This window comes from Methylobacterium durans (genome assembly GCF_003173715.1).
Taxonomy (GTDB): domain Bacteria; phylum Pseudomonadota; class Alphaproteobacteria; order Rhizobiales; family Beijerinckiaceae; genus Methylobacterium; species Methylobacterium durans.
Genome location: NZ_CP029550.1, coordinates 6,318,975 through 6,331,977, shown reverse-complemented (window position 1 = coordinate 6,331,977; position 13,003 = coordinate 6,318,975). Strand labels below are relative to the sequence as shown.

The following is a 13,003-nucleotide window of genomic DNA, read 5'->3' as shown; positions in this document are numbered from 1 at the left end:
TCTTGCTCACCTGAACGCCGCAAGACGCCCCCCGAGACGCACCCGAGGATTCTCGATGACCGCACCTCAGCCGGAGACGTCGTCCGCCGTGCGGACCACCTGCCCGTATTGCGGGGTCGGATGCGGCGTGCTCGCCACCCCGGACGGGCGGGGCGGGGCGGCCATCGCGGGCGATCCGGCCCATCCGGCGAATTTCGGACGGCTCTGCTCCAAGGGCTCGGCGCTGGGCGAGACCCTGTCGCTGGAGAACCGCCTGCTGCACCCGATGCTCGACGGGGCCCGCGTCTCCTGGGAGGCCGCGCTCGGCGCCGTCGCCGGGGGCTTTCGCAGGGCCGCCGAGACCTACGGGCCGGATTCGATCGCCTTCTACCTGTCGGGCCAGCTCCTGACGGAGGATTACTACGTCGCCAACAAGCTCGCGAAGGGCTTCATCGGCACCCCCCACGTCGACACCAACTCGCGCCTCTGCATGTCCTCCGCGGTCGCGGCCCACCGGCGCGCCTTCGGCTCGGACACGGTGCCCGGTTGCTACGAGGATCTCGACGAGGCCGACCTCATCGTGCTGATGGGCTCGAACACCGCGTGGTGCCACCCGATCCTGTTCCGGCGCATGGTGGATGCCCGCACGAAGCGCGGCACCAAGCTCGTCGTGATCGACCCGCGCCGCACGCAGACCGCCGAGGAGGCGGACCTGTTCCTCGGCCTCAGAGCCGGCAGCGACACCGCCCTGTTCTCGGGCCTCCTCGTCCACCTCGCCGAGACGAACGCCCTCGACCAGCGCTTCATCGCCGAGCACACGGCGGGCTTCGAGGCGGCGCTCGAGCGGGCCCGCCTCATCGCCCCGAGCCTGCCCGCCATCGCCGCCGCGACGGGCCTGGCCGAGGCCGACATCGCCCGCTTCTTCGAGCTTTTCCGGGGGACGCGCCGGGTCGTCACCGCCTTCTCGCAGGGCGCCAACCAGTCGGCGCAAGGGACCGACAAGGGCAACGCCATCATCAACTGCCACCTCGCCACGGGGCGGATCGGCGAGCCGGGCATGGGCCCGTTCTCCCTCACCGGCCAGCCGAACGCCATGGGCGGGCGCGAGGTCGGGGGCTTGGCCAACATGCTCGCCGCCCACATGCACTTCGCCCCCGAGGAGGTCGACCGGGTGCGCCGCTTCTGGAGCGCGCCGCGGATCATCACCGGCGAAGGGATGAAGGCGGTGGCCCTGTTCGAGGCGATCGAGCGGGGCAAGATCCGGGCGCTCTGGGTGATGGGCACGAACCCCCTCGTCTCGATGCCCCGCGCCGACGCGATCAAGGCGTCGCTCAAGAAGCTCGACCTCTACGTGGTCTCCGAGGCCGTCTCCGACAGCGACACGGCGAGGGCCGCGGGCAGGCGCACGGTGCTGCTGCCGGCGCTCGCCTGGGGCGAGAAGAACGGCACGGTCACGAATTCCGAGCGGCGCATCTCGCGCCAGAAGAGCTTCCTGAAGGCCCCGGGCGAGGCGCGGCCGGACTGGGCCGTCCTCAGCGACGTCGCCCGCCGCCTCGGGCACGGCAAGGGCTTCGCCTACCTGTCGGCGGCGGCCGTCTTCCGCGAGCACGCGGCGCTCTCGGGCTTCGAGAACAACGGCACCCGCGACTTCGACATCGGAGCCTTGAGCGACATCAGCGATGCGGCCTACGCGGACAACGCGCCGGTGCAGTGGCCCCTGCCGAAGCGGAGTCCGGCCGGAGCCAAGGGCCGGGCGCGCCTCTTCGCGGACGGGCGCTTCTACACCTTCGACCAGCGCGCCCGTTTCGTCGCCGTGCAGCCGCCGGCGCTCGCGCAGGACACGAGCGCCGAGTACCCACTCGTCCTCAACACCGGCCGCGTGCGCGACCACTGGCACACGATGACCCGCACGGGGAAGAGCCAGCGCCTCTCGGCCCACCGCGCCGTGCCCTTCCTGGAGATCCACCCGGACGATGCGGGCCCGCTCGGCATCCTCGACGGGGCGATCGCCGCGGTCGAGACGGCGCACGGAGCGGCCGAGCTCGAGGCGATCGTCACCGACGCCGTGCGGCCCGGCACCCTGTTCATGCCGATGCACTGGAGCGACATGACCGCCTCGAAGGCGCGGGTCGGCGCCCTGGTGCGGGGCGTCCCGGACCCCGTTTCCGGCCAGCCCGAGCTGAAGGCGACGCCGGCCCGCGCCCGCGCACTCGGCTACCGGTCCCGCGGCTTCCTGCTGACCCGCGGCCAGCAGGCCGCGCCCGCCGGCTGGTGGTGGGCGCGCGCCACGATTCCCGGCGGCTCCGCGCTCCAGTTCGCCACGCAGGACGGCTCCCGCGAGCTCGCCCTCACGATGCGCGGCCTGTTCCAGGGACTGGAACTCGCCGAGTACGCCGACCACGCCCGCGGGCGCTACCGCTGCGCCGTCTACGACGGGGACCGCCTCCTCGCCTGCCTGTCGCTGGCGCCGGCCGAGGACAAGCCCGACTGGGAGGCCGCCAAGGCCCTGTTCGCAGAGGATCAGCCGGAGGCGCCGGCGCGGCGCGCGCTGCTCTCGGGCCGCGCGGCGGCCGCCGCCGCCGGACCCACGATCTGCGCCTGCCACGGGGTCGGCCTTGACGTGATCGCGGGGGTGATCGCTGCCGGCGCCGGCAGCGTCGAGGCGGTCGGCGCCGCCTGCCGGGCGGGCACCAATTGCGGCTCCTGCATACCCGAGATCCGAAAGCTCCTGCCCGAGGCGCTTGCGCGCAGCGCGGCCTGAGCCCCATGTTGGGCGCACGGTGCCGCTCGGCGCGACGCGCCCCCTCTCTCGTGCGGGAGAGGGTTGGGGTGAGGGATGTGCCGGTTCCTGATATGGCAGGTCCCTCACCCTGTCCCTCTCCCGACGGGAGAGGGGACCCGCGTCTCATCCGAGTGCGCACACGTTCTCAAGTCCAACCGGCGTCGACACCATGAGCACTCCCCGCCAGCCCCGCGAGACGCGCGGTCCCGGCCTCGAACCCCTGGCGGTCCTGCCCGTCTTCGTGCCGCTGCAGGGCAAGCGGGCGGTCCTGGCCGGATCGAGCGGCGGCGCACCCTGGAAGGTGAAGCTGCTCGCCGCCGCCGGCGCCGAGGTCGAGGTCTACGCGGAAGACGCGAGCGAGGAGCTCGCCGCTGTCCCGGACGAGATCGTGGCGGGGCGCGTCACGCTGCACGCCCGCGCCTGGACGCAGGCCGACCTCGCGGGCGCGGCCTTCGCGATCGCTGCCATGGAGGACGAGGACGATTGCGTCGCCTTCGTCGCGGCGGCGCGCGAGGCCGGCGCCATCGTCAACGCCGTCGACCGGCCGCATCTCTGCGACGTGAAGTTCGGCGCCATCGTCAACCGTTCGCCCCTCGTCGTCGGCATCTCGACGGAGGGGGCGGTGCCGGTCTTCGGCCAGACCGTCAGGGCGCGCATCGAGGCGATGCTGCCGCGGGGCTTCGCGGCCTGGGTCGCCGCCGCCCGCGACTGGCGGGAGGGGATCAGCGCCCGCTTCCACGCCTTCGCCGAGCGCCGCGCCTTCTGGGAGCGCTTCACCGACCGCGCCTTCGCGGAGCCCGACAGGGCCCCGACCGAGGCCGACCTCGCCGCCCTCCTCGGCCAGATGGAGGAGGCGCCCCGCGGCGGCGCCGTGACCCTCGTCGGCGCCGGCCCGGGCGACGCCGAACTGCTCACGCTGAAGGCGCTGCGGGCGCTGCGCAGCGCCGACGTGATCCTCTACGACGACCTCGTCGCGCCCGAGATCCTGGACTACGCCCGCCGGGAGGCGCGCACCATGCTCGTCGGCAAGACCGGTCACGGGCCCTCCTGCCGGCAGGACGACATCAACGCCCTGATGGTCTCGCTCGCGAAATCGGGCAAGCAGGTGGTGCGGCTCAAATCCGGCGATCCCCTCGTGTTCGGCCGGGCCGGCGAGGAGATCGATGCCTGCCGGGCGGCCGGCATCCCCGTCGCCGTGGTGCCGGGGGTGAGCGCGGCGCAGGGGGCGGCCGCCTCCCTCGGCGTGTCCCTGACCCACCGAGACGCTGCGCGCCGCCTCCAATTCGTCACCGGCCACGACCGCCGCGGGGCGCTGCCCGAGGACCTGAACTGGGGGGCGCTGGCCGATCCGAGCGTCACGACGGTCGTCTACATGCCCAAGCGCACCCTCGGCACGCTGCTCGCCCGCGCGATCACTGAGGGGCTGGCGCCCGCGACCCCGGCCCTCGTCGTGTTCAACGCGACGCGACCCGGCCAAGCCGTGGTGCGGGGCACGGCCGCCGACCTCGCGGAGCGCGTCGAGGATGCGGGCCACGAGGGCCCGGCGATCCTGATGGTGGGCGAGGCGCTCGCCCGCGGCATGGCGGCGCTGACCGTGGCGGCGCCGGAGGCTGCCGCCGCCGCGTCGTGACGGCGGCCGCGCCCCCGACCGCACGCCCCCTTGCCACCGGGGCCGCCGCGTGGTTCGCCACGCGCGGCCCGCGCGATGCCGTGCGGGAGTTCGCGTAGAGGTACCCATGTCCGACCGGACGCGCCGTCTCCTCCTGCCGCTCGGGGCCTTCCTCCTCGGCCTGATCGGCCTCGCCATCGTGGCGGTGGTGATGCTGGTGCCGGAGCGGGCACCGGTGGCGACGTCGAGCGTCGGCGGCCCCTTCACGCTGGTGGACCAGACCGGGCGCACCGTCACCGAGAAGGATTTCTCCGGCGCGACGCACCTCGTCTTCTTCGGCTTCACCCACTGCCCCGACATCTGCCCGACGACGCTGCAGCAGATCTCGGACGTGCTGGCGGCGCTCGGCGACCGGGCAAAGGGGATGAAGGTCGCCTTCATCACGGTCGATCCGGAGCGCGACACGCCGGCGAGCCTGAAGACCTACCTGGAGAGCTTCGACCCGCGCATCACCGGCCTCACGGGCAGCCCGGAGCAGGTCGCCGCCGCGGTGAAGAGCTATCGCGCCTACGCGCGGCGCGTCCCGACGCAGGGCAACGACTACACGATGGAGCACACCGCCCTCGTCTACGTGATGGATGCCAGGAACCGCTTCCTCGGCGCCCTCAACCTGCAGCGGCCGGCCAGTGAGACGGCGGCGGAACTCGCCAAGCGCATCTGATCGGCGGCTCCCTCACGGACGCCGCGCCCGCCGCCGCAGCGCGCCCGTGCGCGAGGTGCGGAAGAGGCCGTGCTCGGTCTTGTTCCAGCGGGCGGGGGCCCGCACCAGCTCGACGAGGCCGAGCCAAGCCGCGAGGCTGACGAGCAGGAAGTAGAAGGGCAGGACCAGCACGAAGGGCAGGAGGTCGTACCAGCCGCGCCGGATCGCCCCGAGAGCCGCGGGCAGCATCATGGCGGCAAGCCCCGTGCCGAAGATCGTGAGCGCCAGTCCCTGCGGCAAATTCGGCCAGAAGGCCGGCCCCCCGCCCGGCCCGTGCCAGAGGAAGGCAAGGGCAGCCGCGGCCGTCAGGAACGGGTAGACCAGGGCCGAGACCACGGTGCCCGGCACCATCGTCAGGGCGCAGAACGCGTCGAGGGGGCCGAGCCGGCGCAGCGTCCGGAGCGGGCGGCGGCCGTGCGTGATCGTCGTCTGCGCGAACCCCTTCATCCAGCGCACGCGCTGGCGCAGCCAGGGGACGAGGCAGGCCGGCGCCTCCTCGAACGTCGCGCTCGGCAGGTCGCCGACCCCGTAACCGGCCAGCGCGAGCCGCAGGCCGAGATCCGCATCCTCGGTGACGTTCCAGGCATCCCAGCCCTGGAGTCCCCGCAGGATCGCCGTGCGGAAATGCGTCGAGGTGCCGCCGAGGGGCGTCGGCAGCCGCCAGTTCGCGAGCGCCGGGCCGAGCACGTCGAAGAGCCCCGCATATTCGAGGGCGAAGCAGCGGCTGAGCCAGGAATCGCCGGCATTGTCGATGACGAGCCGGCCCTGGAGGCAGGCGGTCTCCGGCGGCTCGCGCCGGAACAGGGCGGCGGCGAGGCGCAGCTGCCCCGGATCCGGCACGTCTTCCGCGTCGTACACGACGAGGCACTCGCCGCGGGCGAGCGGCAGGGCGACGTTGAGGGCGCGCGGCTTGGTGCGCGGCGCGCCGGGCGGCGCGATGATCACCTCGAACCGGGCCGGCAGCGGGATCGCGGCGAGCGCCGCCGCGGTGCCGAAATCGTCCGCCTCCAGCACGAACTTGAGGTCGAGCTTGGCCGCCGGGTAATCGAGGCGGGCGAGTGCCCCGACGAGGCGCGGCACCATGGCGGCCTCCCGGTGCAGGGCGACGAGCACCGTGTAGACCGGCAGATCCCGGTCGCTCAGGGGCGGCATCGCGCCGGGCGGAGGCTCGACCGGGCTCGCGAGGAAGAGGGCGCCGAGCCGGAAGCTCGCCATGGCAAGGATCGCGCCCTGCGCGGCCGTCACGGCGACGACGGCCAGCCCCGCCGGCAGGCCCGACAGGATCAAGAGGCCTGCGCCGGCGCCCAGCCCGAGCCCGGCCGCACGGCGGCCGGAGAGGCCCGGGCGGTAGGCCCAGTCGGGCCGCTCCCGCTCCAGCGCCTCGGCGGCGTGGTCCGCGACGGCGTGCGGCAATGCGGCGAAGACGGCCCGCCTCAGCCGCGTCGGCGACGTCAGCGCCGCCGTGCGGCCGAGGCCGATGCGCCCGGTGAGGTATCCCTCGATCTCGAAGCCCTCGGGCGCCCGGACGAGCCGCCCCGGCGGCCCGGCCAGCGGCGCCGCCCGCGCCGCGAGGCTCTGCGGGAATCGCGTCCCCGGCCCGAGGGCGCTCGGGCCGCCGAGATCGGGCAGGGCGAGATAGGACAGGCCGAGCGCCCGCGCGAGCGCCTCGTAATAGGGCTCCTCCGCCATCAGCCCGCCGCGCAGGAGGGCGCTGGCGCCGTCGGTGCCGCTTTCCGCGGCGAGCGCGGCCGCGCGGAGGAGGCGGGCGGGTTCGACGCCCTCGGCGAGCAGAAAGGCGAGGTCCGGCGGCAGCGCGTCCGCGCTGGACGCGGACCTGCTTGTCCCGAGGAACGACACCGACCCGCTCCCGAAGGCCCCGGAACATGCTAGGGGAGGCGCGTGAGCCCGACCTTCGCCGCCCGTCCGAAGCGCACCACGCGCGCGAAACCAGCGTCAAGGCGAGGCCGCGCCGGAAGGGCCGCGGCCGCCCTCCTGGCCGTGCTTTTCGTTGCGGGCGCAACCTTTCTGCCACAGGCACGGGCCGAGGTCGCGGCGGGTCAGGGCGTCGCGATCCCGAATTTCTGGAATCCGCGCAGCCGCGGCGAGCGGGTCGAGGCGCCCCAGACGGGCCGCGCCGTCCGCTTCCTCACGGACGACGAGTTCCCGCCGCTGCACTTCGCGGGCCCCGACGGCAACCCGACCGGTTTCGTGGTGGAACTCGCGCGCGCCGTGTGCGAGCGCCTATCGATCACCTGCTCGGTGCAGGCGCGCCGCTTCGACACGCTCCTCGACGCGCTCAACGAGCGGCAGGGCGACGTCGTCGCTGCCGCGATCCCGCTGACGCCGACGCTGCGGGGAAAATTCCTGGCGACGCGGCCCTATTTCCGCTGGCCGGCCCGATTCATCGCCCGGAGCGGCAGCGGCCTGCCCGAACCCTCGCCGGAGGCGCTCGCCGGCCGCAGCGTCGGCGTGATCGCCGGCAGCGCGCACGCGGCCTACCTGAAGGCGTTCTTCCCGAAGGCGGTGCAGCGGGAATTCACCGACCTCTCGGCGGCTGAGAGCGCGCTCCGGCGCGGCGAGACGGAATACCTCTTCGCGGACGGGCTCAACCTCGCGCTCTGGCTCGGCGGCTTCGAGGCCGGCGGATGCTGCGCCTTCTCGGGCGGTCCCTACCTCGAGAACCGCTATTTCGGCGAGGGCATCGGCCTCGTCACCCGCCAGGAGGATGCCGCCCTCTCCCGCGCCCTCGACGACGCCCTGCAGCGCCTGTGGGACGACGGCAAGTACGCGGAACTCTACCTGCGCTTCTTCCCGGTGAGCCCGTTCTGAGGATCCGCCCCCGTCGCTGGCATCCCGGGCGGCAGCGTGCACAAAAACACGCCGGGGAATTTCGCAGCGCGGCAAAGCGCACTAGGGTGCCGCGCTTCGCGCCCCCCGACACAGACCGACATTCCTCCGCCATGCCGTCCCCGCTCTTCCTCGACCCCGCCCTGATCGAGGCCGCCGCCACCGCGGCGTCCTGGCCGTTCGAGGAGGCGCGCAAGCTCGTCGCGCGGCTGGAGCGCAGGCCGAAGGCCGAGGTGCTGTTCGAGACCGGCTATGGCCCCTCGGGCCTGCCGCATATCGGCACCTTCGGCGAGGTCGCCCGCACCTCGATGGTGCGCCACGCTTTCCGGGTGCTGACGAAGGATAGCGTGCCGACCCGGCTCATCGCCTTCTCGGACGACATGGACGGCCTGCGCAAGGTGCCGGACAACGTGCCGAACCGGGAGATGCTGCGGGCGGCGCTCAACCAGCCGCTGACCCGGGTGCCGGACCCGTTCGGCACGCACGAGAGCTTCGGCGCGCACAACAACGCGGAGTTGCGCCGCTTCCTCGACGCCTTCGGATTCGACTACGAGTTCCGCTCGGCGACCGAGTGCTACCGCTCCGGCGTGTTCGACGCGACGCTGATGCTGGTCGCCGAGCGCTACGATGCGGTGATGGAGATCATGCTGCCGTCGCTGCGCGCCGAGCGCTCGGCGAGCTACTCGCCATTCCTGCCGCTCCATCCGGTCTCCGGCGCGGTGATGCAGGTGCCGATCGACGCGGTGCGGGCGGACCGGGGCACCCTGGTCTGGCGCGATCCGGAGACGGGCGAGAGCTACGAGACGCCGATCACCGGCGGACACGCCAAGCTGCAATGGAAGCCCGATTGGGCGATGCGCTGGGTGGCGCTCGGCGTCGATTACGAGATGGCGGGCAAGGACCTGATCGACTCGGTCAAGCTGTCGGGCCAGATCGCCCGGGCGCTCGGCGCCGAGCCGCCGGAGGGCTTCAACTACGAGCTGTTCCTCGACGAGAAGGGCCAGAAGATCTCGAAGTCGAAGGGCAACGGGCTCACCATCGACGAGTGGCTCGCCTACGGCACTCCGGAATCGCTCGCGCTGTTCATGTACACCAAGCCGCGGGAGGCCAAGCGCCTGTTCTTCGACGTGATTCCGCGCCACGTCGACGAGTACCTGAACTTTCTCGACCGCTACCCCGCCCAGGACGCGAAGCTGCGCCTCGGCAACCCGGTCTGGCACCTGCACGCGGGTGCGCCGCCCGCGCCGGAGACCGTCGGCGAGGCGGGTTCCAAGGGCACGACGCTGACCTTCGGCATGCTGCTGAACCTCGTGGCGGTGGCGAATGCCGAGGAGCCGGGCGTGCTCTGGGGCTTCCTCCGGCGCTACGCGGCGGGGATCGGCCCGGAGACGCATCCGGGTCTCGACCGGCTCGTGCACCACGCGCTCGCCTATTACCGGGACTTCGTACGGCCCGCGAAGACCTACCGCGCCCCGACGGAGGAGGAGCGGGCGGCGCTCGCCGACCTTTCGCAGGCACTTGCCGAGCATGCGGGCTCGACGGATCCCGAGGCGCTGCAGGCCGCGGTCTACGAGGTGGGCCGGCGCCACTTCCCGGACCTGTCCGGCAAGGCCAAGAGCCCGGACGGACGCCCAGGCGTGTCGCAGGCGTGGTTCACCTCGATCTACAACGTCCTGTTCGGCGAGGCCCGCGGCCCCCGCTTCGGCTCCTTCGTCGCCCTCTACGGGGTGGACGAGACCCGCGCCCTGATCGAGAAGGCGCTGTCCGGCGCGCTCGTGACCGAGCACGAGGCGGTCAGGGCGGGGCTCGCGAAGGCGAGCTGAGGGCCAGGGCCGTCAGGCGGCCGACAGGTCGCGGACGGCCGCCCGAAGCGCGTCGTTCATCCGGGTCTGCCAGCCCGGACCGGTCGCCTTGAAGGCCGCGACCACGTCCGGATCGAGCCGGATCGTGACCGGCACCTTGCGCCGCTCGGCCTTCGGCCGGCCGATGCGGCTGACGAAGGCGGCCGCCACGCCGGGCGGCATCCCGTCCGGTCCGGGACGCGCAGCGGCCAGCTCGTCGTCGATCAGGGCCGGGTTGTCGGACACCGCGTCCCAATCGTCCTGCGTGTAGCCAGGGTTCGGCACGTAGCCGGGCGCATGCTCAGGCTTCGGCATAGAAGGCCTTGTCCTCCGCGTTGGCGGGGCGAACACTCACGATGTCGATGACCTCGGATCCCAGAGGCGAGACGATCGCGACGACGGTCCGGCCGTGCCAGGATCCGATCAGCTAGAAGCGCGCCCGGCCTGTCGGACTCGGCTTCTCCGGAACGGTGAAGAAGCGGTCGAAGCTGAAAGCCCCCTCGAAATCGGCGAAGTCGAAGCCATGCTTAGCGATGTTCGCTCGGCGCTTCGGCTCGCCGTAGGTGAAATTCATGAGTTTCTGTACGTACAGAAATCAGACATGTCAATGAGGCCGCCGGCGACGGCCTCACCCCTCCCGCCCGACCTGGCGCAGGCTCAGTGCCCAGACCCGCTCCTGAATCGCCGGGTCGCGGCTGTAGGCCGAGGATTCGGCGATGCCCGCCTTGGCAAGGTAGCGCCCGCTGACGCCCCTCAAGGCGGGCGCGGTCGCGGCGTAGAGCGAGGTCTCGGCCCCGCTCCTCGGTGCGATCAGGAAGGGGCGGATCAGGCTCCAGGCGAAACCGAGGACGCCGCCCGTGTTGCGAGCGAAGCCCGTGTTGACGACACCCGGATGCAGGGCGTTCACGGTGACGCCCGTGCCGTCGAGCCGCCGCGCCAGCGCGTAGGTGAAGAGCACGTTGCCGAGCTTGGCCTGGGAATAGGCCTTGATGGCGCCGTAGCCGCGCCGGCCCTCTAGGTCGTCGAAGTCGATCCGCCCGCGGGCATGGGCGGCCGAGGCGACGTTGACGATGCGCGCCTCGCCGGTCTCCCAGGCCGCCGCCTTCAGGAGGTCGAGGAGGTCGAGGGTCAGGAGCACGTAGCCGAGATGGTCGAGGGCCCAGGTCCGCTCGATCCCGTCGGCTGTGGTCTCGCGCCGGTCGAAGATGGCGCCGGCGTTGTTCACCAGCACGTCGAGGCGCGCATACGCCTCCCGCACCGCGCCCGCGAGGCGGCGGACCTCGGACTGCGCGGACAGATCCGCCACGAAGACGTCGACGGCGGCGCCCGGCACCGCCTGCCGGATCGCCTCGGCGGAGGCGCGGGCGCGGCCCTTGGCCCGGCCGACGAGGCCGACGCGGAAACCTGCGCGGGCGAGGCCGAGCGCCGTCTCGTAGCCGATGCCCGAGGTCGCGCCGGTGACGAGGGCGACCCGCCCGTCCAGGGGAGCCACCGTTCAGAACACCGCCTGACCGATCGCGAAGGCGATCACCACGATGATGATCGCGAGCACGAGGAACAGGCCGAACAGGATCCGCGCCAGCGAGGCCGCGCCCGAGGCAATGCCGGTGAAGCCGAGAGCGCCCGCGATCAGCGAGATCACGAAGGCGATGAGGGCCCATTTCAGGAGGGTCATGGCGTCAGCTCCGGCGAACCGAATCGGGGATTGCGAATCGAGCGACAACTCGGGTCAAGCTCAACCGTTCCCCCCGCTCGCGCGGGGCGCCGCGCCGGGATGCGCGGGCGCGTCGGCGCGGGCCAGGATCTGCTCGGCCAGCACGTGATAGAGGCCGCCCCGGCAGACGAGCTTCGAGGCCGCGTCGGCGACGAGGGCCGCGATCATCAGCGGGATCATCATGGCGTGATCCTGGGTCATCTCCGTGACGATGACGAAGGACGTGATCGGCGCCTGCAGCACGCCGGTGAGATAGGAGACCATGCCGATCAGGACGAGCGCCCCGATCGGCACCTCCGCGAAGAGGTCGCGCAGCGCCGCCCCGAGGCCGGCGCCGACGGCGAGCGAGGGCGCGAACAGGCCGCCCGGAATGCCGCTGATCGAGGAGAGCACGGTCGCGGCGAATTTGAGCGGCGCGAAGTCGAGCCGCGCGGCCGCGTCCCCGTGCAGGATGGCGCGGGCCTCCTCGTAGCCGGTGCCGTAGGCCGCCCCGTCCGAGGCGAGGCCGCAGAGCGCGACGCCGAGGCCGCAGAGCATGGCGAAGGCGACCGGGCGCCTGCCGATCCAGGCGCCCGCCCGGCCCGGCAATCCGCGCCCGAACAGGATCACGATGCGGCTGAACAGGCCCCCCGCGAGGCCGCCGGCGAATCCGAGGACGAGCACGAGGAGCCAGCTTCCACCGAGCGCGAGGCCCGCATCGGTCGTGCCGAAATAGGTGTAGTTGCCCACGAGCCAGAGGGAGGTGAGTCCGGCCGCCACGATCGCCGCGACGATGAGGCCGGTGGTGCGCGCCTCGTAGGTCCGTCCCAGCTCCTCGATGCCGAAGACGATGCCGGCGAGCGGCGTGTTGAAGGCCGCCGCCACCCCGGCCGCGCCGCCGGCGAGGATCAGCCCGGGCAGGCGCTGCGGCGTGAGCCGCCCGAACGCCGCCATGATGGCGGCCCCGACCTGCACGGTCGGCCCCTCGCGCCCCGCGGCCGCCCCGCTCGCCAGGCCCAAGGCCATCACCACGATCTTGCCGAAGGCGACGCGCAGGGAGATGAGCGCGTGGCGCAGGGTCGGATCATGCGTGTGGCGCGCCGCGATCACCTGCGGGATGCCCGACCCTTGCGAGTTCGGGAAGACCGTGCGGGCGAGGAGCGCCGCGACCCCGAAACCCGCGGGCGTCACGACGAGGGCGAGGAGGGGGAGACCGCCAGGATCTGCCGGAAGGCGGCCTGCGCCGCGTCGGCGAGCTTGGCCATGAACACCGCGGCGAGCCCGACGCAGATGCCCCCGACGAGAAACAGGAGGCGCCGCCGCCAGATCGCGAACGCGTCGATCGACGCGCTGCGCAGGCGCGCGATCGAGCGGCGGGTGCGGGCGCGTCTACGGGGCGCGTGCGGCGGCATGATCCTGTCGGGTGCGGGACCGCCCGCGCGGGAGAGCGGGCGAGGGACGTGCGCCGACCATGCCACGGATGGGCCGGAAA

General features: G+C 72.9%; 10 protein-coding genes and 1 pseudogene. 5 read left to right on the top strand and 6 right to left on the bottom strand.

Annotated features, from left to right (window positions below; all coding sequences use genetic code 11):
* Positions 1-55 precede the first annotated feature (55 nt).
* The 3 genes from DK389_RS29705 to DK389_RS29695 all read left to right on the top strand — a co-directional run bounded on the left by DK389_RS29705 (position 56) and on the right by DK389_RS29695 (position 5,091).
* Positions 56-2,740 carry a nitrate reductase gene (locus DK389_RS29705; RefSeq protein ID WP_109895186.1) on the top strand — a complete coding sequence of 895 codons (2,685 nt, stop codon included), beginning with the start codon at positions 56-58 and terminating at the stop codon, positions 2,738-2,740.
* 190 nt (positions 2,741-2,930) lie between these two features.
* Positions 2,931-4,391 carry a siroheme synthase CysG gene (gene cysG / locus DK389_RS29700; protein ID WP_109895184.1) on the top strand — a complete coding sequence of 487 codons (1,461 nt, stop codon included), beginning with the start codon at positions 2,931-2,933 and terminating at the stop codon, positions 4,389-4,391.
* Between the two features lie 106 nt (positions 4,392-4,497).
* Entirely contained in the window at positions 4,498-5,091 is a 594-nt protein-coding gene (locus tag DK389_RS29695; protein ID WP_109895182.1) for an SCO family protein, read from the top strand.
* Positions 5,092-5,103: 12 nt separating this feature from the next.
* Here the strand turns inward: DK389_RS29695 and DK389_RS29690 are convergent, their stop codons facing one another.
* On the bottom strand, positions 5,104-6,987 hold the full coding sequence (locus DK389_RS29690; protein WP_109895180.1) for a glycosyltransferase family 2 protein: 1,884 nt from the start codon (positions 6,985-6,987) through the stop codon (positions 5,104-5,106).
* A 168-nt stretch (positions 6,988-7,155) separates the two neighbouring features.
* On the opposite strand from DK389_RS29690, the gene DK389_RS29685 reads away from it, so the two are divergent.
* Both DK389_RS29685 and DK389_RS29680 read left to right on the top strand, forming a co-directional pair.
* The gene (locus DK389_RS29685) at positions 7,156-7,959 is read left to right on the top strand and encodes a transporter substrate-binding domain-containing protein (protein WP_236961082.1); all 804 of its coding nucleotides are present in this window, start codon (positions 7,156-7,158) and stop codon (positions 7,957-7,959) included.
* 131 nt (positions 7,960-8,090) lie between these two features.
* The gene (locus DK389_RS29680; protein WP_109895178.1) at positions 8,091-9,800 is read left to right on the top strand and encodes a lysine--tRNA ligase; all 1,710 of its coding nucleotides are present in this window, start codon (positions 8,091-8,093) and stop codon (positions 9,798-9,800) included.
* A 12-nt stretch (positions 9,801-9,812) separates the two neighbouring features.
* On the opposite strand, the gene DK389_RS29675 is transcribed toward DK389_RS29680, so the two are convergent.
* The 5 genes and pseudogenes from DK389_RS29675 to DK389_RS29655 form a co-directional block, all read right to left on the bottom strand.
* The gene (locus DK389_RS29675) at positions 9,813-10,133 is read right to left on the bottom strand and encodes a BrnA antitoxin family protein (RefSeq protein WP_109895176.1); all 321 of its coding nucleotides are present in this window, start codon (positions 10,131-10,133) and stop codon (positions 9,813-9,815) included.
* Positions 10,134-10,245: 112 nt separating this feature from the next.
* Positions 10,246-10,392 carry a BrnT family toxin gene (locus DK389_RS34755; RefSeq protein WP_236960432.1) on the bottom strand — a complete coding sequence of 49 codons (147 nt, stop codon included), beginning with the start codon at positions 10,390-10,392 and terminating at the stop codon, positions 10,246-10,248.
* 54 nt (positions 10,393-10,446) lie between these two features.
* On the bottom strand, positions 10,447-11,301 hold the full coding sequence (locus DK389_RS29665) for an SDR family oxidoreductase (RefSeq protein ID WP_109896962.1): 855 nt from the start codon (positions 11,299-11,301) through the stop codon (positions 10,447-10,449).
* Between the two features lie 12 nt (positions 11,302-11,313).
* On the bottom strand, positions 11,314-11,493 hold the full coding sequence (locus DK389_RS29660; RefSeq protein ID WP_109895174.1) for a DUF1328 domain-containing protein: 180 nt from the start codon (positions 11,491-11,493) through the stop codon (positions 11,314-11,316).
* Positions 11,494-11,553: 60 nt separating this feature from the next.
* Positions 11,554-12,923: pseudogene (locus DK389_RS29655) on the bottom strand (chloride channel protein).
* Positions 12,924-13,003 lie beyond the last annotated feature (80 nt).